The 22,338-nt window shown below is 72.3% G+C and carries 15 protein-coding genes; 7 read left to right on the top strand and 8 right to left on the bottom strand.

Annotated elements, in window-relative coordinates:
- A partial coding sequence (locus ACFYYF_RS11765; RefSeq protein WP_388774018.1) for a SpoIIE family protein phosphatase occupies window positions 1-1,524 on the top strand: 1,524 nt, incomplete at its 5' end.
- Window positions 1,525-1,545: 21 nt separating this feature from the next.
- On the opposite strand, the gene ACFYYF_RS11760 is transcribed toward ACFYYF_RS11765, so the two are convergent.
- The 7 genes from ACFYYF_RS11760 to ACFYYF_RS11730 form a co-directional block, all read right to left on the bottom strand.
- On the bottom strand, window positions 1,546-2,043 hold the full coding sequence (locus ACFYYF_RS11760; protein WP_361682624.1) for a hypothetical protein: 498 nt from the start codon (window positions 2,041-2,043) through the stop codon (window positions 1,546-1,548).
- Between the two features lie 127 nt (window positions 2,044-2,170).
- A complete protein-coding gene (locus tag ACFYYF_RS11755; protein WP_388774015.1) occupies window positions 2,171-5,062 on the bottom strand; it encodes an ATP-binding protein in 2,892 nt (963 codons plus the stop codon).
- Window positions 5,063-5,307: 245 nt separating this feature from the next.
- Window positions 5,308-5,550: a DUF397 domain-containing protein gene (locus tag ACFYYF_RS11750; RefSeq protein WP_361682628.1), complete on the bottom strand. Its 243-nt coding sequence runs from the start codon at window positions 5,548-5,550 to the stop codon at window positions 5,308-5,310.
- Between the two features lie 82 nt (window positions 5,551-5,632).
- The gene (locus ACFYYF_RS11745; RefSeq protein WP_388774013.1) at window positions 5,633-6,799 is read right to left on the bottom strand and encodes a thiolase domain-containing protein; all 1,167 of its coding nucleotides are present in this window, start codon (window positions 6,797-6,799) and stop codon (window positions 5,633-5,635) included.
- Entirely contained in the window at window positions 6,796-7,851 is a 1,056-nt protein-coding gene (locus tag ACFYYF_RS11740) for a thiolase domain-containing protein (RefSeq protein WP_388774010.1), read from the bottom strand. The genes ACFYYF_RS11745 and ACFYYF_RS11740 overlap by 4 nt, the downstream gene beginning before the upstream one ends.
- Complete coding sequence (locus ACFYYF_RS11735; protein ID WP_388774008.1) at window positions 7,852-8,793, bottom strand: Zn-ribbon domain-containing OB-fold protein; 942 nt, start codon at window positions 8,791-8,793, stop codon at window positions 7,852-7,854.
- A gap of 78 nt (window positions 8,794-8,871) precedes the next feature.
- The gene (locus ACFYYF_RS11730; RefSeq protein ID WP_328664861.1) at window positions 8,872-9,672 is read right to left on the bottom strand and encodes a crotonase/enoyl-CoA hydratase family protein; all 801 of its coding nucleotides are present in this window, start codon (window positions 9,670-9,672) and stop codon (window positions 8,872-8,874) included.
- Between the two features lie 196 nt (window positions 9,673-9,868).
- Between ACFYYF_RS11730 and ACFYYF_RS11725 the strand changes: the two genes are divergently transcribed.
- From ACFYYF_RS11725 to paaK, 5 genes are all read left to right on the top strand, one after another.
- Complete coding sequence (locus ACFYYF_RS11725) at window positions 9,869-11,515, top strand: acyl-CoA synthetase (protein ID WP_388774005.1); 1,647 nt, start codon at window positions 9,869-9,871, stop codon at window positions 11,513-11,515.
- 149 nt (window positions 11,516-11,664) lie between these two features.
- Window positions 11,665-13,989, top strand: coding sequence for a sulfatase (locus ACFYYF_RS11720; RefSeq protein ID WP_388774002.1), 2,325 nt, complete (start codon window positions 11,665-11,667; stop codon window positions 13,987-13,989).
- A 234-nt stretch (window positions 13,990-14,223) separates the two neighbouring features.
- Window positions 14,224-15,183, top strand: a complete 960-nt coding sequence (locus tag ACFYYF_RS11715) for a 5-dehydro-4-deoxyglucarate dehydratase (protein WP_388773999.1) — start codon at window positions 14,224-14,226, stop codon at window positions 15,181-15,183.
- 110 nt (window positions 15,184-15,293) lie between these two features.
- Entirely contained in the window at window positions 15,294-16,649 is a 1,356-nt protein-coding gene (locus ACFYYF_RS11710; RefSeq protein WP_388773996.1) for an enolase C-terminal domain-like protein, read from the top strand.
- Between the two features lie 143 nt (window positions 16,650-16,792).
- On the top strand, window positions 16,793-18,100 hold the full coding sequence (paaK, locus tag ACFYYF_RS11705; RefSeq protein WP_388773994.1) for a phenylacetate--CoA ligase PaaK: 1,308 nt from the start codon (window positions 16,793-16,795) through the stop codon (window positions 18,098-18,100).
- A gap of 96 nt (window positions 18,101-18,196) precedes the next feature.
- Here the strand turns inward: paaK and ACFYYF_RS11700 are convergent, their stop codons facing one another.
- The gene (locus ACFYYF_RS11700) at window positions 18,197-19,696 is read right to left on the bottom strand and encodes an acyl-CoA synthetase (protein ID WP_388773991.1); all 1,500 of its coding nucleotides are present in this window, start codon (window positions 19,694-19,696) and stop codon (window positions 18,197-18,199) included.
- A 140-nt stretch (window positions 19,697-19,836) separates the two neighbouring features.
- On the opposite strand from ACFYYF_RS11700, the gene ACFYYF_RS11695 reads away from it, so the two are divergent.
- Entirely contained in the window at window positions 19,837-22,248 is a 2,412-nt protein-coding gene (locus ACFYYF_RS11695; protein WP_388773988.1) for a penicillin acylase family protein, read from the top strand.
- Window positions 22,249-22,338 lie beyond the last annotated feature (90 nt).

The following is a 22,338-nucleotide window of genomic DNA, read 5'->3' as shown; positions in this document are numbered from 1 at the left end:
GCCGCCGTCCGCGACGTCAGCGACCGCAAGCGGGCCGAGGCCCGGATCAACGAACTGGCCGGGCTCGTGGAGTCCTCGCAGGACGCGATCCTCGCCAAGACCCTGGACGGTCACATCACCTACTGGAACGCCGCGGCACAGCGGCTGTACGGCTACTCGCGGGCCGAGGTGATGGGCAAGCACGTGTCGCTGCTCGCGACCACGGAGCGGCGGAGCGAGATCGACATGCTCCTCGACCGGCTGCGCAGCGGTGAGAAGGTCGAACACTTCGAGACCCTGCGGCTGACTCGCTCGGGCGCCCTGCTGGACGTGGACATCACCCTGTGGCCGACCCGGGACGCGGACGGCACGGTGATCGGCGCGTGCGCGATCGTCCGGGACATCAGCGACCGCAAGCGGGCCGAGGCGGAACTGACCTTTCTGTACGAGCAGCAGCGGCACATCGCCCTGACCCTCCAGCGCAGCCTCATGGGAACGCCGCCCGCCATCCCCGGGCTGACCACCGCGAGCCGCTACCGGCCCGCCACGCAGGGCGCGGGTGTGGGCGGTGACTGGTTCGACCTGATTCCGCTGGGGGCCGGCCGGGTCGGGGTCCTGATCGGTGATGTGATGGGCCGCGGTCTGGACGCCGCCGCCGTGATGGGCCAGCTGCGGTCGGCCGCGCACGCACTGGCCAAGACCGGTATGCAGCCACGCCAGTTGATGCAGGCCCTGGAAGCCGTCGTCGGCGACCTGGACGTACCCGACCAGCTCGTGACCTGCTGCTATCTGGTGATCTCGGCCGACGCGGGCGAGGTGACCGTCTGCTCGGCCGGGCATCTGCCCACCCTGGTGGCCACGCCCGGCGCCGGCGCCAGGACGCTGCACGCACCGGTGAACGCGCCTCTCGGCGTCGGCGGCATCCTCTACGAGCAGGCGACCTCCGTCATCCCGCCCGGGGCCACGCTCGTCCTGTACACCGACGGTCTCATCGAGACCCCCGGCACCGACATCGAGGACCAGCTCACGGAGCTGACCACCACCCTCGCGGACCTGTTCACCGACGCGCCCGATCTGGAGAAGGCCGCCGACCATGTGCTGTCCGCCCTGCTGCCGGACACCAACGGGCACAACGACGACGTCACCCTGCTGCTCACACGGCTCCCCGACGGGCCCCTGGCCACCGTCAACACCGACCTGGCCGCGGTGCCCGAGTCGGTTCCGGAGGGCCGCGCCTTCCTCAGCAAGGCGCTGACCGCCTGGGACTGCGCCCCCGCCGCGGACGACGCCCGGCTGCTGCTCTCCGAGATCCTCACCAACGCCGTGCAGCACGCCCAGGGACCGATCAGCCTGCATCTGTGCCGCAGCGCGACCGACCTGACCGTGGAGGTCAGCGACCGCAGCCCGCATCTGCCCCAGCCGAGGACGGCCGGCGAGGACGAGGAGTCGGGCCGGGGGCTGATCCTGGTCCGCACACTCGCGGACAACTGGGGAGTGCGCCCCACCGACGCGGGCAAGACCACCTGGTTCACCCTCAGACTGTGACGCCGGGTGGGGTGTTCGGTCTCAGCCCTGCTGGAACAGCTCCGCCGGGAGCGGCTTCAGGAGTGCGTACAGGTCGTCCGTGATCGGACGGTCCCAGGCGGCGATGGTCACCAGGACGTTGTCGCTGCGGTCGAACTGGACGCAGGAGATACGGGTCTCGGAGAGCTTCAGCCGGCGCACGATCATGAGGTTGTCGCCCTGCATCACCGGCATGTCCTCGGTCCCGGTGACGGTCACCTCCTCGTTGTTCTCCAGCGCGATGAGGAGCTGGGCCACCTCGAAGGGGACCTCGTTCTCGGCGACGTCCCGGGCCTGGGAACCCTCGGGCAGATTGCCGATGATCATCGCGGGACCGCGGCCGCCGAACAGGTCGTACCGCAGGAAGACGCCCTGGCAGCTTCCGTCGGGGGCGGGCAGCAGGCCCGCGCCGAGATTGCCGGGCCAGTCGCCCGGATCCATGGCCAGAACATCGAACTCGGGCCCGGCGGGCGTGGCGCTGCGGCGGCGGAGGAAGGACATGCCGCAATGGTACGTGCACGGGCGCGTAGCGGGCCCCACGGGCGCTGTGTGCGTACGGGCTTGCGGGCGCTGTGTGCGTACGGGCGCGGGCGCCGGGCGTACGGCGCCCGCGGTCGGTCCGGTGGCGTCAGGAGATGGCCTGGTCGTCCAGTGCCGCCGCGAGTCCCCGGCGGTCGGTGCCGACCTTGCGGTAGACGGCCGACAGGAGCCGGGTGACGGCGTGCTCGTCGATGTGCAGTTCCTCGGCGATCTGGGCCGGGGTCCGGTCCCGCGCGGTGAGCGAGGCGGCGGTGCGCTCGCGGGCGGTGAGGGCGTCCGTCTCGGTGCTGTGCAGCCGGCGCGGCCGCAGTCCCGCCGAGGCCAGCTCGTCGCGGGCGTCCTCGATCAACCCGTCGGCACCGCACTGGACCGCCGCGTCGAGACCGCGGTACAGGTGTTCTGCGGCTTCCCTGGGACGTCCGGCACGGCGCAGTTCGGTGCCCAGGGCGACCAGGGAGCAGGCGAGTTCGTAGGCGGCCGGGGAGCGCTCCAGATGGCCGACGGACTCCTCGAGGAGCCGGACGCGGTCCGGTCCGGGCGAGACCTCGGCGGCGACCCGCAGAGCCTGGCCGATGGTGGAGGGGGCGCCGTACTGGCGGGCGCGGTTCACCGCCTCGCGGGCCGTGGCGAGAGCGCGCTCGGGGGCTTCGTGGCGCTCGGCGCGGGCGAGGTGGAGCTGCCAGGGGCACCAGGCGGGGTTGCGCATGCCGCGGGTGTCCAGGCGGCGGCCGGCGGACGCGAGCTCGGCGGCGGCGTCCCCGGTGAGGCCGCGGGCGAGCAGGAGTTCGCCGTGGACGGTCTGGGCGTCGGGGAAGGTCACGGCGGCCGAGAAGGGCGCGTGGAAGGCGTAGGCCTCGCCGGTGCGCGCGGCCTCCTCGACCTGGCCGCGGGCGAGCAGGACCTGGATGAGGGTGCCCACCGCGTACCAGTGGACGGGGGTGCCGGGCCCGACGCGTTCGGCGAGCCGGAGGCCGGCGCGGACGAAGTCCTCGGCCTCGGCGAGACGGCCGCGGCGGAAGCGGACGTATCCGAGGATCGTGTAGCCGAAGGAGAGGTGGGCGCCGTGCCAGCCCTGTGATTCGAAGTCGGCGATCCCGGTGGCGAAGAGTTCTTCGGTGCGGCCCGGCCGGTCGGCGTACATGAAGGTCATCGCCACCAGGACGGGGACCTCGAAGCCGCGGTCGGCCTCGGCCCAGCCGAAGCCGCCGGCCAGGGCGCGCTCGGCGTGGTGGAGGGCGACGGGGGCGGGTTCGCCGCGCAGGGTGGCGTCCCAGGCGCGCAGCCCGATGACATAGCGCTCGGTGAGGTCGTGGCCGGTGAGCCGGTCGGCGAGACGGGCGAGGCGCCGGGAGCGGGCGGGCGAGTCCGGTTCGTCGGCGCGGAAGGCGTCCCACATGAACTGTTCGGACTGCATGCGCAGGCGTACCCGGGCGTCGCCGGTGACCGGGATCTCGCGGGCCAGGGTCTCGGATGCCTCGGCGAGGCGGTCGCTGTGCGCGAGCACCTGGGACAGGCGGTAGACGATGTTGTGGCGCAGCTCGGGATCGGTGATCGGTTCCTCTAGGGCGGCGCGCAGATGGTTGACCGTGTTGCCCGGTTCGGTGAGCAGGGACGCGCAGCCCAGTTCGTACAGGACGGCGGCGCGGTCCTCGAAGGGCGGCGGTTCGCGCAGGGCGCGCGCGAGGTAGCTGCGGGCGGCGTCGGGTGCGCCGGCGCGCTGGGTCTCGCGGGCGGCGGCGCGCAGTTGCTGGACGATCCAGGTGTCGCCGTCCGGGTGGGTCTCCATGAGGTGGCGGGCGGCGGCGGCCGGCCCGAGACCTTCGTCGATCACGCACCAGGCGGCCTGGCCGTGCAGGGCGACGCGGACGCTGCCGGGGATGTCGCGGTAGACGGCGGTGGCGATCAGCGGGTGGACGAATTCGAGGGGGTCGGCGCCGGTCAGGATGCGGGCGGTGCGCAGGGCGTCCGCCGCGTCGGCGGCCTCCTCGGAGCCGAGTCCCGCGACGGCGGCGGCGAGCGGGGGGCGGATCTCGGTGCCGAGCACGGCGCAGGCCCAGGCGAAGCGGACGGTAGCGGTGCCGAGGCGTTCGAGGCGGGCGACGATGCCGCTGCCCTTGACGGCGGCGGCGAGGTCGCGCAGGAGGTGTGCTCCGTCCTCGGTCGGGGTGAGGCCGCGGTCCCGGACCTTGGCGGTCAGCTCGACGGCCTCGAACGGGTTGCCCGCGGTGACCGCCCAGCACTCGCGGCAGAACGCGTCGTCGGCCTGGGTGCCGAGGTCTTCCCTGACGAGCCGGGCGACGGCGGCGGCGCTGAGCGGTTCGAGGCCGATGGGGCGCTGTCCGGCGCGGCCGGGCAGTCCCCTGAACGCCTCGGCGTGCTCGGGGAGTTCGTCGGGCCGGTAGGCGACGACGAGCAGCAGGGGGAGCTGTTCGGCGCGGGGCGCGAAGGCGGCGAGCCAGCTCAGTGATTCGGCGTCGGCCCAGTGCGCGTCGTCCAGGAGGAGCACCATGGGGGCGCGCTGCACGGCGAGATGGGTGAGCACCCAGTCGAGTCCGGCGCGCAGGCCCTGCTGGTCGGGCGGGGCGCCCTCGGAGGGCGCGCACAGACCGAGCGCGGGACCGACGATGGCGTACCAACTGCCCAGCGAGGTGCGGAGTTCGGCCTCGGAGTAGCCGGCGAGCTGCGGCTGCAGGAGCTGGCGGGCGACGTGGAAGGCGACGCGCTGTTCCTGCTCCCCGCCGCGCGCGCTCAGCACGGTGCAGCCCTTGGCGGCGGAGCGCCTGCGGACCTCGCCGAGGAGGGTCGTCTTGCCGATTCCGGCGCGTCCGGCGAAGGCGAGCAGCGCGCCGCGGGGACGGCCCGGCGGCTCGCCGGGTTCCCGGCGCAGGCCGACCAGGTCGCTCAACGCCTCGTCCGCGGCGGAGAGTTCACTCTCGCGCTCGAAGAGCGTCCGACGGCTGCGAAGGCTTCGTTGCCCCATGATCACCCCCTGTCACGATCGCGCGTCCGCGCGGGGAGCGGATGCGCACCGTGACCTACAGGCACCTCAGCGTACGCCCCGATCATCCACGGGGCAGCCCGTTCGGACGCTCCTGGTCAGAACCTCTCGCGCGACGGCCGGGCCGGCGGGAGGACCGGACGGCGGACGGCCTCCCGGGCGCGGGGACCCAGACCGCCGCCCTCCTCACGTCGGGGGCGGCGGAGCGGGATCCGGCGGTCGTCGGTTCAGGTCAGGTCGAACTCCCCCTCGCGGGCCCCCGATACGAACGCCCCCCACTCCGCGGGCGTGAAGATCAGGGAAGGGCTCTGGGGGCGGCCACTGTTGCGCATCGCGATGAAGCCCTCGACGAAGGCGATCTGGACATCTCCGCGCCCTCGGCTGCTGGACTGCCAGTCGGCGTTGCTGAGGTCCAGCTCCGGCTTGTCCCAGCCCGCGAGCGGGTGCTGCTGGATGGTGCTCTCGGCCACGTCCTGCTCCTCCCGGTTCGTCGTCCGCGGCCAGCCTAGCGATCGGCCGGTGCCGCGCACAGGCCATGTCGGAGGGACGGTCTCAGGAGGTGGGCGGCGCGGCGCCGACCAGCCACATCGAGAAGAACTGGGATCCTCCTCCGTAGGCGTGGCCGAGCACTCTGCGTGCCCCGTCGACCTGGTGTTCTCCGGCCAGGCCGCGCACCTGGAGGGCCGCTTCGGCGAAGCGGATCATGCCGGAGGCGCCGATCGGGTTGGTGGACAGGACCCCGCCCGACATGTTGACGGGCAGGTCGCCCTCCAGTTCGGTCACGCCGGACTCGGTGAGCTTCCATCCCTCGCCCTCGTCGGCGAAGCCGAGGTTCTCCAGCCACATGGGCTCGTACCAGGAGAACGGCACGTACATCTCGACGGCGTCGATGTCGCGTCGGGGGTCCGCGATCCCGGCCTGGCGGTAGACGTCGGCCGCGCAGTCCTTGCCGGCCTGCGGGGAGACGAAGTCCTTGCCGGCGAAGAGGGTGGGTTCGCTGCGCATCGCGCCGCCGTGCATCCAGGCGGGCGGACGGGGTGAACGGGCCGCGCCCGCACGGTCGGTGAGGATCATCGCGCAGGCCCCGTCGGAGGAGGGGCAGGTCTCCGAGTAGCGGATCGGGTCCCAGAGCATGGGCGAGGCCTGGACCTTCTCCAGGGTGATGTCGTGCTCGTGCAGGTGCGCGTACGGGTTCTTCAGCGCGTTGCGGCGGTCCTTGTAGGCGACGAGCGAGCCGACGGTGTCGGGGGCGCCGGTGCGCCGCATGTAGGCGCGGACGTGCGGGGCGAAGAAGCCGCCCGCGCCGGCGAGCAGGGGCTGCTGGAACGGGATGGGCAGGGACAGACCCCACATGGCGTTGGATTCGGACTGTTTTTCGTAGGCGAGGGTCAGGACGGTCCGGTGGACGCGACCGGCGACGAGGTTGGTGGCGACGAGGGCCGTCGATCCGCCGACGGAGCCGGCCGTGTGCACCCGGAGCATGGGTTTGCCGGTCGCGCCGAGGGCGTCCGCCAGGTACAGCTCGGGCATCATGACGCCCTCGAAGAAGTCGGGCGCCTTGCCGATCACGACGGCGTCGATGTCGGCCCAGGTCAGCTCGGCGTCCGCCAGGGCCCGCCGGGCGGCCTCGCGGACGAGTCCGGCGATGGACACGTCCCGGCGTGCCGCCACGTGCTTGGTCTGGCCGACGCCTACGACGGCCACGGGTTCCTTGCTCATCGGGCGTCCCCTTCGAGTACGGCGACCAGGTTCTGCTGGAGGCAGGGGCCGGAGGTGGCGTGGGCGAGTGCCCGGTCGGACTCCCCGCGGTGGACGCGGGCGGCGGCCTCGCCGATGCGCAGGAGTCCCGCCGCCATGATCGGGTTGGCGGCGAGGGCGCCTCCCGAGGGGTTGACGCGCACGCCGTCGTCGAGCCGCAGCGCCTTGCGCAGGACGATCTCCTGGGAGGTGAAGGGGGCGTGCAACTCGGCGGTGTCGACCGGTCGTTCGAAGGCGCCGGCCCGTTCGGCGGCCAGCCGGGTGGACGGGGAGTCGGTCAGGTCGCGCACGCCGAGGGCGTGGGGCTCGATGCGGTGGTCGATGCCCCGGATCCAGGCGGGCCGCTCGCACAGCTCACGCGCCCGGTCGCCCGCGGCGAGGATCACGGCGGCGGCGCCGTCGCCGATGGGCGGGCAGTCTCCGGTGCGCAGCGGTCGTACGAGGTAGTCGCCCTGCGGTACCGGACCGCGGAGCTGGGCGTGGGAGTTGGCGGTGGCGGAGGCCCGGCTGCGGGTGGCGACGGAGGCGAGTTCCGCCTCGTCCGTCTCGCCCGCGTCGATGAGTGCCTGTGCCTGGAGGGCCGCGAGGGCGACGGAGTCGGGCCACAGCGGGGCCAGGTAGTACGGGTCCAGCTGCCGGGTCAGGACGTCGCGTACGGAGCCGGGCGAGGACTTGCCGTAGGAGTAGACGAGCGCGGTGTCGGCGTCGCCGGTGAGCAGTTTGGTCCAGGCCTCGTACAGCGCCCAGGCTCCGTCCATCTCGACGTGCGACTCGGAGATCGGCGGCCAGGCGCCGACGCCGTCGAGCGCCATGGTGAAGGAGAAGGCGCGGCCCGCGAGATAGTCGGTGGAGCCGGAGCAGGTGAAGCCGATGTCACCGGCCCTGAGGCCCGTCCGGTCGAGGACCTCGTGCAGGACCGGGAGGAGCATCTCCACCTCGGAGAGCTCGTCGGAGGTGCGCCGGTGGTCGCTCTGCGCGAAGGCGACGACGGCGATGTCCCTGGCGGTCCGCATCTACAGCATCTCCTTGTACGTCTCGTAGTCCGCGTCCGGTTCTCCGGTGGGCCGGTAGTGGTCGGGGTAGCGGCCGTCCTCGGACCACACGGGCTCCACGCGCAGGCCCATCCGGACCTCGTCGTAGGGGATGCCGCCGATCCGGCCGTGCAGCGCGAGGCCCGCGCCGTCGAGGGCGATGTGCGCGTATACGTACGGGACTTCGATGTCGAGGTTCTTCGCCTTGATGTTGACGATGCAGTACGTGGTGACGGTGCCGCGCGGACCGACCTCGACCTGTTCGGAGGTGGCCACCCCGCAGGTGGGACACGCGCCCCTGGACGGGACGTAGACCTTGCGGCAGGAGGGACAGCGTTCGCCGAGGGTCCGCCGCTCGGCGAGGCCCGCGATGTAGGCGGTCTGGGCGCGGCCCGGCGAGTAGACGTAGTCGAGCCGCGCGGGGGCGACGATCCCGGTCACCATGTCCTCGAACCGGCCGTCGTGGCCCGCGGGTTGTTCCGGTTCTCCGTCGTACGGCTCGAAGCAGGCTATGTCGGTGATGGCGCCGGAGCGCTCGGCGGCCCAGCGGACGCGGACGCGCATCCCGGTGCGCACGGAGTCGGGGCCGGGGGCGTCGAGCGCGTGCAGCAGGGCGGTGTCGGCGCCGTCGAGCCTGACCAGGGCCCAGGCGAAAGGGGTTTGGAGGGGCTGGCCGCGGCGGGGCTCGTGGTTCCAGGCCCAGGTGGTGACGGTTCCCGTCGGGGCGACCTCGACGAGGTCGGAGATCTCCTCGGCCGTGACGGGGTCGTACTCGACGGGCGGGACGAGGGTGCGTCCTTCGGCGGTCCGTACGCCGAGGACGACCCGTTCGCGCAGGCCCGTGAGGAAGGCGCTCTGCACGGGCCCGAGCGAGCGGGTGAAGGGGAACTCGACGACGAGGGGGGCTTTGAGGACTTCGGGCATCCCGGATCTCTCCTTCCAACGGCCGGACGTGCCGTGTCCGCGGGGCGGACGGGGCGCGTCCGGGGCCGGGCTTGCGGGTCAGGCCCGCCGGTAGACGGGCGGGCGCTTCTCGGCGAAGGCCCGGGAGCCCTCCTTGGCGTCGGCGGTGTCGAACACGGGCCAGCCGCGCCGCAGTTCGGCGGCGAGTCCGTCGGTCTCGGTGAGTTCGGCGGTCTCGTACACGGACGCCTTGACGGCCTCGACGGCGAGCGGACCGCAGGCGTTGATCTGCTCGGCGACGGCGAGCGCCTTGTCCAGCGCCGTCCCGTCGGGCACCACATGGCCGATCAGCCCGATGCCGGCGGCCTCCTGCGCGGTGTACGGGCGTCCCGTGAGGAGCATTTCGAGGGCGTGGGTGCGCGGGATCTGGCGTTGCAGCCGGACCGTGGAGCCGCCGATCGGGAAGAGTCCGCGCCGGACCTCGAAGAGCCCGAAGGTCGCGGAGGCTCCCGCGACCCGGATGTCGGTGCCCTGGAGGATCTCGGTGCCGCCCGCGACGCAGTACCCCTCGACGGCCGCGATCACCGGTTTGCGGGGGCGGTGGTGGCGCAGCATGGCCTTCCAGTGCAGATCGGGGTCGGCCTTGAGGCGGTCCCGGTACTGCTCGCCCTCCATGCCCCGGCCGGCCAGGGCCTTGAGGTCCATTCCGGCGCAGAAGGCACCGCCGGCGCCGGTGAGCACGATCGAGCGGATCGCGTCGTCCTCGTCGGCCTCGACCCAGCCGTCGTACAGACCGACCAGCATCGGCAGCGAGAGCGCGTTCCTGGCCTCGGGCCTGTTGAGCGTGAGCACCAGTGTGGCGCCTTCACGCTGCACGGTGAGGTGTTCGGTCCCACCCATGGGCGTCCTCCCGTCTCGGATGCGAGAACAGGTTGCAGGAGCCGTCGAGCCAGTACAAGGGTTTTCTGACAGACAGTCAGATTTCTTGTGCGGGAACCCTTCCCACTTGGGTCGGGCTTTGCTCTGATGACCGTCGGGTCCGGGGCGGGCACGCCCTGGCGCACTCGGCCACGGACGTGCACGGTCAGGAGGAGCGGTGGAGTACAACCTTGCCGACCTGTTCGAGTCGGTCGTCGACGTGGTCCCGGACCGCGAGGCGCTGGTCCACGTCGACCTCCCGGGCACGGGCGCCGAGCGCCGGCTGACGTACGCGGAGCTGGACGCGGCCGCGAACCGTGTGGCGCACCATCTGATCGACAGCGGGATCGGCCCCGGCGAACACCTCGGCCTCCACCTGTACAACGGCGTCGAGTACCTGCAGACGGTACTGGCCTGCCTGAAGGCGCGGATCGTGCCGGTCAACGTCAACTACCGCTACGTGGAGGAGGAACTGGCCTACCTCTACCAGGACGCGGACCTGGTGGCGCTGGTCTTCGACGCGGAGTTCACCGACCGGGTGGCGGCCGCCCGGCCACGGGCTCCGCGGCTGCGTCACCTCGTCCGCGTCGGGGCCGCCGCACCCGGCGCGGGCGCGGCGGGCCCGGCGGGCGCCCGGGGCGCGGCGGACGCCGTGGACTTCGCGGACGCCGAGGCCGCGGGCTCACCGCTGCGCGGCTTCGCCGCGCGTTCCGCGGACGACCAGTTCATCATCTACACCGGCGGCACGACGGGGATGCCCAAGGGCGTGATGTGGCGGCAGGAGGACCTCTTCTTCGCCGGTCTCGGCGGCGGCGCGCCGACCGGTGATCCGGTGACGAAGCCGGAGGAGCTCGCCGAGCGCGTCGCGGCCGGCGGTGCCGGGATCACCTTCTTCCCCACTCCCCCGCTGATGCACGGCACCTCGACGCTCACCGCGTTCATCGCCTTCAACTTCGGTCAACGGGTCGTGCTGCACCGCAAGTTCTCGCCCGAGGACGTCCTGCGCACGATCGAGAAGGAGCGGGTGACCAGCGTGTCGCTGGTCGGCGACGCGATGCTGCGCCCCCTGATCGACGCGCTGAACGGGCCATTGAAGGGCACGGACTGTTCCGCCCTGTTCAGCGTGTCCTCGTCCGGCGCGATCATGTCGGACACCGTGCGCGAACAGTTCCAGGCACTCGTCCCGAACGTGATGCTGCTGAACAACTTCGGTTCCTCGGAGTCCGGCTTCAACGGCACCGCGACGGCCGACTCCGGCCCCGAGCGCGGCTTCCGCATCCGCGTCAACGCCCGTACGCAGGTGGTGGATCCGGTGACGTACGAGCCGGTCGCACCCGGCGAGCCGGGACGGGTCGCACAGCGCGGCCATGTGCCCCTCGGCTACTACAACGACCCGAAGAAGACCGCCGAGACGTTCTTCCGCAAGGGCGACGAACGCTGGGTGCTCCTCGGCGACATGGCCACGGTCGACGAGGAGGGCATCGTCGTCGTCCTCGGCCGCGGCTCGCAGTGCATCAACACCGGCGGCGAGAAGGTGTACCCCGAGGAGGTCGAACAGGCCCTGAAGTCGCACCCCGACGTGTACGACGCCCTGGTCGCCGGAGTGCCCGATCCGAGGTGGGGCAGTCACGTGGCGGCCGTCGTCCAGGTCCGTGAGGGCGCGCCGCGTCCGTCGCTCGACGACATCCAGACGCACTGCCGTTCCCGGCTGGCCGGGTACAAGGTCCCGCGCCAGCTCGTGATCGCCAACTCCATTCAGCGCTCGCCGAGCGGCAAGGCCGACTACCGGTGGGCGCGGGAGGTGGCCGTGGCCGCCGACCGGTAGCCCCCGGCGGTGTCATCCGCTTGATCCTGGCGACGTACTCTGTGCGCGGCTTGCCCCCACTTTGAACCAGAGGTGGCCTGCGGCCGTATGGGGGATGACGGAGCAGGCTCCGTCGCACCAGCGCAGGGTTACGCACGGAAGGACTTCGGGTGTCGCACCACACGCCTCCTCGTCAACTGCCGGATGCCGACGCGGGTCCGGACCCCGACGCGACGGCGACAGACGGAACCCGCGAGGACTCCGGGGCGGGCGAACGGACCGGGGCGGACACGGGTCCCGGTCCGCGGGAGCGGGCCGAGGAGACGGCGGGCGCCGAAGAGCGCGGCGCCGCCTCCGCGAAACCCGCCGTCCCCCACCCCGCCGACGGCGAGCCCACCGGCCCGCACCCCGCGACGGACGACGGACCCGCCGTCCCCCACCCGGCCACCGCCGCGGACGAGCCCACCGGTTCGCGGCCCGCCACCGACGGACTCACCGGCGAGCAGCCGGCCGAAGCGGAGCCGAAGGGCCGGCAGCCGGTTGCCGCCGAGGAATCCGACGGCCCGCAGCTCTCCGGCGACCACCCCGGCGGTACGGAGCCCGCCGACGCGGAATCCACGGGCCCGCGGCCGGCTGCCGCCGGCGAAGACGCCGACGCACGGTCCACCGAGGAACCCGCCGCCCCGGAAGCGGCCTCCGACGACCCCGCCGTCGCACGGCCGACGGGCGAGGACTCCGCTCCCGGACCCGCCGACGGGCAACCCGTCGACACCGCGCCCGCCGGCGAAGACGACGCCGACGCCGCCTCCGCCGTCCGACCCGGGTGGTTCGGCTGGCGCCGTCGTTACCCCCGGGCCGCCCGTGCCGTGCGGGTGGGCACGACCGTGCTGGCCGGTGCGCTGGTGCTCACCATCCTCATCGTGCCCAACCGCCTCGACTGGATGAGCGTCCAGGCGTTCTTCCGCCTCCCGGTCGAAGCCGTCTTCCTCACGGCCGTCCTGCTCGTGCTGCCGCCCCGGGCGCGACGGATCACGGCGGGCGGGCTCGGGGTGCTCCTCGGGCTGTCCGCCATCCTGAAGTGCCTCGACATGGGCTTCCGCCAGACCCTGGCCCGGCCGTTCGACCTGGTCTTCGACTGGGTCCTGCTGAGCGACGGGGCAGACTGGGTCAAGGACTCGTTCGGGCGCTCGGGCGAGGTGCTGGCGGTGGTCGGGGTGATCGTCCTGGTCATCGCCGTGCTCGCCCTGAGCGTGCTCGCGATGACACGGCTGGCGAACGTCCTGGCCCGGCACCGCACCGGGGCCGTACGCGCCACGCTCGTCCTGGGCGTCGCGTGGGTGGTCTGCTTCACCCTGGGCGTGCAGAACGGCGGCGTCACGATCGCCACCAAGGGCTACGCCCAGTACCTCTCCAACCGTGTGCAGTACGTCCGCGACGGCCTCGGTGACGCCGACGTCTACAAGAAGCAGATGGCCGTCGACGCCTTCGCCAAGACCCCGTCCGACCAGCTGCTGACCGGGCTGCGCGGCAAGGACGTGATGCTCACGTTCATCGAGAGCTACGGCCGCGTGGCGATCGACGACCCCTCGATGGGCCCGGAGGTCGACGCGACGCTCAAGGAGGGCGAGGCACGGCTGAAGGGGGCGGGATTCGAGGCCCGCAGCGGCTGGCTGAAGTCGCCGGTGACGGGCGCCGGCAGCTGGCTCGCCCACTCGACGTTCCTGTCCGGCACCTGGGTCAAGAACCAGCAGCGGTACCGGTCCCTGACCACCAGCGACCGCGCCACCCTCACCAGCTACTTCCAGAAGACCGGCGCCTGGCGCACGGTCGGCATCGTCCCCGGCGTGCGCAAGTCCTGGCCCGAGGGCAAGTACTTCGGCCTCGACCACATCTACGACTCGACGCACCTCGGCTACCAGGGCCCGTACTTCAGCTGGACTCCCGTGCCGGACCAGTTCAGCCTGGAGTCCTTCCAGAAGCTGGAGCACGGCAAGAAGGACCGCGACCCGATCATGGCGGAGATCATCCTCGCCTCCAGCCACAACCCCTGGTCCCCCATCGCCCACACCATCGACTGGAACGACCTCGGGGACGGCAAGATCTTCTACAAGATCAAGAAGGAGGGGACGAACCCCACGGAGGTCTGGAAGAGCTCGAAGCGCGTGCGGACCGAGTACCGCAAGGCCATCCAGTACTCCCTGGACAGCCTGACCCAGTGGGTGCAGCGCTACGGCGACGACAACACGGTCCTCGTCTTCCTCGGCGACCACCAGCCCGTCCCGACGGTCACGGGCGGCACCTCCAACAAGGACGTGCCGGTCACGATCGTCGCCCGCGACCCGAAGGTGCTGGACCGCATCTCCGACTGGGGCTGGACGCCCGGCCTCAAGCCCGCGGCGAACGCGCCGGAATGGCCGATGAACAAGTTCCGCGACCGCTTCATGACGGCGTACGGCTCGAACCCGGGCACGGCGGGCTCGACCACGTTGCACTGACGGTCCCGGACGGCGACCCTCCCGGTCACTGTCCCCCACGGCGACCACCCCCGGTCCGGACACGACAGCGGGTCCGCAGCCTCACCGGCTGCGGGCCCGCTGTCGTGCGTCGGCGACCGGCCCGCCGAGCCCGCGGCACCGGATCCGCGGGGCACCGCCCATTGACCTCCGAGGTTCACGAATCTAACCTGAGTTCTCATACATAGACGACGTCTGCATACAGGGAAGAGACTCATGGCAGGGTTCAGCGCGGATCCGGACAGCGTGGCCGAGCGGCTGCGGGACGGCATGACGAGCGGGGTCCTGTCGTTCCCGCTCACGAGCTTCACGGCGGACGGCGACCTCGACATCGAGGCGTATCGGGTCTATCTCGCCGCGCAGCTCGCCACGGCCCCGGGCGCGGTGTTCCCCGCCTGCGGAACGGGCGAGTTCAGCGCGCTGGACGAAGACGAGTACCGCGCGGTCGTCACCGCCACGGTCGAGATCGCGGACGGCCGCATGCCCGTGGTCGCGGGCACCGGGTACGGATGGGCGCAGGCGCTGCGGTTCGCCCGGATCGCCGAGGAGGCCGGAGCGGACGCCCTCCTCGTGCTGCCGCACTATCTCGTCGAGGCCCCCGAGTCCGGCCTGGTCGAGCAGGTGCGCCGGATCGCCGCCGGCACCCGGCTGCCGCTGATCGCCTACCAGCGCGGCCCGGTCGCCTTCACGCCCGACGGACTGCGGGCCCTAGCGGCCGTCCCCGGCGTCATCGGGCTCAAGGACGGGCACAGCGACCTCGACCGGCTCCAGCGCCTCACGCTCGCGGCGCCCGACGGCTTCCTGTTCTTCAACGGCGCCGCCACCGCCGAGATCCAGGCCCGCGCCTACGCCGCTGTCGGCGTCCCCGCCTACTCGTCGGCCGTCCACGCCTTCGCCCCCGAGATCGCCGGCGCCTTCTTCACCGCCCTGCGCGCCGACGACGAGGCGACCGTGCACAAACTGCTGCGCGACTTCTACGTCCCGCTCGTCGAGCTGCGTGACAAGGTGCCCGGCTACGCCGTGTCCCTGGTGAAGGCCGCCGCCCGGCTGCGGGGCCTTCCCGTCGGCCCGGTGCGCGCGCCGCTGACCGATCCCGGCCCGGCCGACCTGGCGGCCCTGGAGCGGATCCTCGACACCGGACTGGCCCTGGCCGGAGCCGTGCGCCGGCCCTCCTGAGGCACGCGGGGGACGGCCCGGCAGGGCGCGGGGCGGGCCGCCCCCGGCGCACCCCGTCGCCGTCATCCTGGCCTGACCGGCACCGGCAACCCTCGTACACAAGGATCTTGATGAACAGTCAGCACCCGACGATCACCGGTCAGCAACCGACGATCACCGAGTTCTCCGTCTATCCCGTCGCCGGACGGGACTGCATGGAGCTGAACCTGTCGGGCGCCCACGGCCCCTGGTTCACCCGCAACGTCGTGGTCCTCAAGGACTCCGATGGGCGCACCGGGCTCGGCGAGGTGCCGGGCGGGGAGAGGATCACCCGGACGCTGCGCGACGCCGGGCCCCTGGTCCTCGGCTCGAAGGTGGGCGACTACCAGCGCGTCCTGCGCGAGATCGGGGACCGTTTCGGCGACCGCGACGCGGGCGGCCGCGGCGCCCAGACCTTCGATCTGCGCACGACCGTCCACGCGGTCACCGCCGTCGAGTCGGCCCTCCTCGACCTGCTCGGACAGCACCTCGACGTGCCCGTCGCCGCCCTCCTCGGGGACGGGCAGCAGCGCGACCGGGTGCGGGTGCTCGGCTACCTCTTCTTCGTCGGCGACCCGGACCGCACGGATCTGCCCTACGTCCGCGAGCGTGACGCGGAGGTGGACTGGTACCGCCTGCGGCACGAGGCGGCGCTGACGCCGGGCGCGATCGTCCGGCAGGCCGAGGCCGCCCACGAGCTGTACGGATTCCGGGACTTCAAGCTCAAGGGCGGTGTCCTGGAAGGCGCCGAGGAGGTCAGGGCCGTACGCGCGCTCAAGGACCGCTTCCCCGAGGCGCGCGTCACGCTCGACCCGAACGGCGCCTGGTCACTGCGTGAGGCGATCGAGCTGTGCGGGCCCCTCGTCGGGACGCTCGCCTACGCCGAGGACCCCTGCGGCGCCGAGGACGGCTACTCGGGACGCGAGATCCTGGCCGAGTTCCGCCGGGCGACGGGGCTGCCGACGGCGACCAACATGATCGCCACGGACTGGCGGCAGCTCACCCACGCCCTGGCGCTCCAGTCGGTCTCGATCCCGCTCGCCGACCCGCACTTCTGGACCATGCGGGGCTCGGTGCGCGTGGCGCAGCTCTGCAACGCGATGGGCCTGACCTGGGGCTGCCACTCGAACAACCACTTCGACATCTCGCTCGCCATGGTCACCCACTGCGGAGCCGCCGCCCCGGGCCCGTACAACGCCCTCGACACCCACTGGATCTGGCAGGAGGGCCTGGAACGGCTCACGGTCGACCCGCCGCGCATCGTCGACGGCGAGATCGCCGTGCCGGACGCACCCGGCCTGGGCGTCGAGCTGGACATGGACCGGCTGCTGGCGGCACACGAGCTGTACCTGAAGGAGGCCCTGGGCGCCCGGGACGACGCCCTCGCCATGCGCCACCTCGTTCCCGGCTGGGAGTTCGACCCCAAGCGGCCCGCCCTGGTGCGCTGACCACGACCCGTCCCCCGACCCGCTCCCGCGAAAAGCGCCGCCGACCCCTTGCACAGACGTCGAACACCTGAATTACTGTCCGGAAGAGAACGACCGAATGATCGGTCGTCCACTATGGCACGGTTGGCGAGGGAGAGAGCGCGATGGCGGGCTCGACGGACTCGAAGGGCCTGCTCGACGCGGGCGAGCGGCTGGACGCGGAAGGACTGCGGACGCTCCAGCTCGACAGGCTGCGCGCGTCACTGCACCACGCCTACGAGAACGTCCCCTTCTACCGGGAGTCCTTCGACAAGGCCGGGCTGCGCCCCGACGACTGCGGCTCGCTCGCCGACCTCGCCCGGTTCCCCTTCACGACGAAGGCGGATCTGCGGGAGAACTACCCGTACGGGATGTTCGCCGTGCCGCAGGACCGGATCCGGCGCCTGCACGCGTCGAGCGGGACGACCGGCCGCCCCACGGTCGTCGGCTACACGGAGAACGACCTGTCCATGTGGGCCGACATGGTGGCCCGCTCGATCCGCGCGGCGGGCGGCCGGCCCGGCGACAAGGTCCACATCGCCTACGGCTACGGCCTGTTCACGGGCGGGCTCGGTGCCCACTACGGCGCGGAACAGCTCGGCTGTACGGTGATCCCCGCGTCCGGCGGCATGACGGCACGTCAGGTCCAGCTCATCCAGGACCTGAAGCCCGAGATCATCATGGTGACACCCTCGTACATGCTGACCCTGCTGGACGAGTTCGAACGCCAGGGCGTGGACCCGCGCGGCACCTCGCTGCGGGTCGGCGTGTTCGGGGCCGAGCCGTGGACCGAGGAGATGCGCCGCGAGATCGAGGAGCGGTTCGCGATCGACGCGGTGGACATATACGGGCTCTCGGAGGTCATCGGTCCCGGCGTCGCCCAGGAGTGCGTGGAGACCAAGGACGGTCTGCACATCTGGGAGGACCACTTCTATCCGGAGGTCGTCGACCCCGTCACGGGTGAGGTCCTGCCGGACGGCGAGGAGGGCGAACTGGTCTTCACCTCGCTCACCAAGGAGGCCATGCCCGTGATCCGTTACCGGACACGGGACTTGACGCGGCTGCTGCCCGGCACGGCCCGTGTCTTCCGCCGGATGGAGAAGATCACCGGGCGCAGTGACGACATGGTGATCCTGCGCGGGGTCAATCTCTTCCCCACGCAGATCGAGGAGATCGTGCTGCGGACGCCGGGCGTCGCCCCGCACTTCCAGCTCCGGCTGACCCGCGAGGGCCGCCTCGACGCCCTCACCGTAAGGGCGGAGGCCCGCTCGGGCGCCGGCCCCGAGGCACGCGAGGCGGCGGCGCGGACGATCACCGCGGGCATCAAGGACGGGATCGGTGTCTCGGTCACGGTGGAGATCGTCGAACCGGAGTCCCTGGAACGGTCGGTGGGCAAGCTCAAGCGGATCGTGGACCTGCGCCCGCGCGCCTGACGGGTGCCGACAGACTGCCGGAGGTCCTCGGGCCGACCGGCCGCGCACAGGGCCGCGGGGGCCCCTGACACCCCCGCGGCCCTGTGCGCCACACCTCTACGCCCGGCCGAACCGGTCCCGCAGCTCCCGCTTCAGGATCTTCCCGCTGGCGTTGCGCGGCAGCTCGTCCACGAACAGGACCCGCTTGGGCGCCTTGAAGTGGGCGAGCTTCTCGCGTGCGTGGGCGATCAGTTCGTCCTCGGTGACCTCGCCCCGGGGGACGACGACCGCGGTGACGGCCTCGATCCAGCGCTCGTCGGGGAGCCCGACGACGGCCACCTCGGCCACCCCCTCGTGGGTGTACAGGACGTCCTCGACCTGACGTGAAGCGACCAGGACACCACCGGAGTTGATGACGTCCTTCACCCGGTCCACCACGGTGAAGTATCCGTGGGCGTCGCGCACGGCGAGGTCGCCCGAGTGGAACCAGCCGTCGCGGAACGCCTCGGCGGTCTCCTCGGGCTTGTCCCAGTAGCCCTCGCACAACTGCGGCGAGCGGTAGACGACTTCGCCCGGTGTCCCGTCGGGGACCTCCTTGCCGTCCTCGTCGACGACCCGCGCGTCCACGAACAGCACCGTGCGTCCGCACGAGTCCATCCGGCCCTTGTGCTCGTCGGGCGCGAGGACAGTGGCGAGCGGACCGATCTCGCTCTGGCCGAAGCAGTTGTAGAAGGCCAGCTTCGGCAGCCGCTCACGCAGCCGTTCCAGGACGGGGACCGGCATGATCGAGGCGCCGTAGTACGCCTTGCGCAGGCCGCTCAGGTCGCGTTCGGCGAAGTCGGGGCGGTTCGACAGGCCGATCCACACCGTCGGCGGGGCGAACAGACTGTCCGCGCGGCCCGCCTCGATCAGGTCGAAGAGCTGTCCGGCGTCCGGCGCGTCGAGGATCGTGTTCGAGGCGCCGATCGCGAGATAGGGCAGCAGGAACACATGCATCTGCGCCGAGTGGTAGAGCGGCAGCGAGTGCACCGGCAGGTCCCCGGCGCTCAGATCGAGGGCGGTGATCGCGCTCAGGTACTCGTGCACCAGGGCGCGGTGCGTCATCATCGCGCCCTTGGGCAGCGCGGTGGTGCCCGAGGTGTAGAGGAGCTGCACGAGCGTGTCGCCGCGCGGCTCGTCACCGTCGTACGGGCGTGCCGCCTCCAGCCGCAGCAGGAGCGAGTCGTCGGCGTCGCGCAGCGGCAGGGTCCTTACGCCCTCCGGGAGCCGGCCGGCGAGGTCCGGGTCGGCCAGGACCAGGGAGCAGCCCGACTGGCCGACGATGTAGGCGAGGTCGTCACCGGTCAGGTTCTGGTTCACGGGCACATGGACGAGTCCCGCGCGGGCGCAGGCGAGGAAGCCGATCAGATAGGCGTCCGAGTTGTGGCCGTAGGCACCCACGCGGTCCCCGGGGGACAGCCCCTCGTCGAGGAGGACGGTCGCCGCGCGGGACACGGCCTCGTCGAGCTCCGCGTACGTCCAGGAGCGCTCCCGGTAGTCGACGGCGCGCCGCGCCGGTGTGCGCCGGGCACTGCGCCGCAGCACCCCGTCAACCGTACTGCCGTGTCCAGGCGTCATGTCACGTGATCCTCGGTCCATGGAAGGGGGAGGTCAAGTCACCGCACGCCCGCCGGACGGAAGCCGGGCGGCCACGCCGGCGGCGCACCACCCGTTGCTACCCTCGACCGCCCCTTCCCCCAATGATGTCGGGAGGCACGATGCACACCCGTGGAAGACGGTTACTCGTCACGGCCGTCGCCCTGTTCACCGCCGCGACCGCGCTGCCCGCGGCCGCGGCCGAACGGAACGCCGCGCGGGAACAGCCCTCGCACGGCGGCCTGTCGGCCGTGATCCGCTACACCGAGTACGGCGTTCCGCACATCGTCGCCAAGGACTACGCGAACCTCGGCTTCGGCACCGGCTGGGCCCAGGCCGCCGACCAGATATGCACGCTGGCCGACGGGTTCGTGACCCTGCGCGGCGAGCGGTCCCGCTGGTTCGGGTCCACCGCGGCACCGGACGGATCGCTCTCCTCGGCCTCCACGAACCTCTCCAGCGACCTGTACTACCGCGGTGTGCGCGAGGCCGGCACGGTCGAGAAGCTGCTCGCCGAGCCCGCCCCGCGGGGGCCCAGCCGCGACGCCAAGGACCTGATGCGGGGCTGGGCGGCCGGCTACAACGCGTGGCTGGCGCAGAACCGCGTCACCGACCCGGCGTGCCGGGGAGCCGGCTGGGTCCGCCCGGTGACCCGGGTGGACGTCGCCGCGCGCGGGTTCGCGCTGGCCGTGCTCGGCGGCCAGGGGCGCGGAGCCGACGGCATCACCGCCGCGCAGCCGCCGACGACGGCGACCACGGCCGGCACGGAGGTTCCTGACATGCGGCGCACAGCCGCGGCCGCGCGCGAGCTGTTCGACACCGCCGACATGGGCTCGAACGCCGTCGCCTTCAGCGGTGCCTCGACCGCGAACGGCCGTGGTCTGCTGCTCGGCAATCCGCACTACCCCTGGCAGGGCGGACGCCGCTTCTGGCAGGTGCAGCAGACGATCCCGGGCGAGCTCGACGTCCAGGGCGGCGCCCTGCTCGGCACGGCGACGGTGTCCATCGGTCACACCGCCCGGATCGCCTGGAGCCACACCGTCGCGACCGGTGTCACGCTCAACCTCCATCAGCTCACGCTCGATCCGGCCGATCCGACGGCGTATCTGGTGGACGGCAGGCCCGAGCGGATGACGCGGCGCAGCGTCACCGTCGCCGTGCGGGACGGGGCGCCGGTGACGCGGACCCAGTGGTGGACCCGGTACGGCCCCGTCGTCACCTCGCTCGGCGCCCAGGTGCCGCTGCCGTGGACGGCCACGACGGCGTACGCGCTCAACGACCCGAACGCGGCGAACCTCCGCGCCCCGGACACTGCGCTGGGCTTCAGCAGGGCGCGCGACACGGCGGGCGTCCTCGCGGCGCTCAGGCGGACCCAGGGACTGCCCTGGGTGAACACGATCGCCTCCGACTCCGGCGGCCACACGCTGTTCACGCAGTCTCAGGTACTCCCGCGCATCACCGACGAGCTGGTCCAGAGCTGCTCGACGCCGCTGGGCCGGGCCCTGTACCCGTCGTCCGGGGTCGCCGTGCTGGACGGCTCGCGCGGCGACTGCGCGCTCGGCACCGATCCCGACGCCGTGCAGCCGGGCATCTTCGGCCCGGCGAGGATGCCGGTGCTGAGGGACGCGCCGTACGCGGAGAACTCCAACGACAGTGCCTGGCTGGCCAACGCGGACCGGCCGCTGACCGGCTACGAACGGGTCTTCGGCACGATCGGCACGCAGCGGTCGATGCGTACGCGCGGCGCCGTCGAGGACGTGGCCGGGATGGCCGCGCGGGGGCGGCTGACCGTACGGGATCTGCAGGCGCAGCAGTTCGCGAACCGGGTGCCCGCGGGTGATCTCGTCGCGGCCGACGCGGCGCGCGCGTGTGCCGCGCTGCCGGGCGGCACGGCGACGGGGTCCGACGGCAAGGCCGTCGACGTGAGCGGGGCGTGCGGTGTCCTTGGGGCCTGGGACCGTTCGATGGACTCCGGCAGCCGGGGTGCCCTGTTCTTCGACCGTTTCTGGCGGAAGCTGACGGCCGCGGTGCCGGCGGCGCAGCTCTGGAAGGTCCCGTTCTCGGCGGCCGATCCGGTCCGCACCCCGAACACGCTCGACACCTCCGTACCGGGCTTCGCGAGGGCGCTGGCCGACACGGTGACGGAGCTGGGGGCGGCGGGTATCGCCCTCGACGCGCGGCTGGAGACGGGCCAGTTCGTCGTACGGGACGGTCGGCGCATCCCTGTCGCGGGCGGCACGGAGTCCCTCGGGGTGTGGAACAAGGTGGAGATGCCGTGGAACGCGGCGGCCGGCGGCTATACGGAGGTGACCACGGGGTCCTCGTACATCCAGGCCGTCGGCTGGGACGGCGGCCGCTGCCCGGTCGCCCGCACCCTGCTGACGTACTCCCAGTCCTCGAACCCGAACTCGCCGCACTACAGCGATCAGACGCGGCTGTTCTCGGGCGAGCGGTGGGTGACGTCCCGGTTCTGCGAGAAGGACATCCTGTCGTCGCCGGAGCTCCGGGTGGTCAGGGTCGGCGACCACCGCTGACCACGGACAGCGGACCGCTGATGGCGGTGCGCGGATGACGGTGAGCTGATGACGGTGCGCGGTGTCCGGATCCGCTCCGGGCACCGCGCG

The organism is Streptomyces sp. NPDC001914 (assembly GCF_042891215.1).
Lineage (GTDB): Bacteria > Actinomycetota > Actinomycetes > Streptomycetales > Streptomycetaceae > Streptomyces.
The sequence above is the reverse complement of the archived record's forward strand: the minus strand, read 5'-3'. Positions and strand labels throughout refer to the sequence as shown.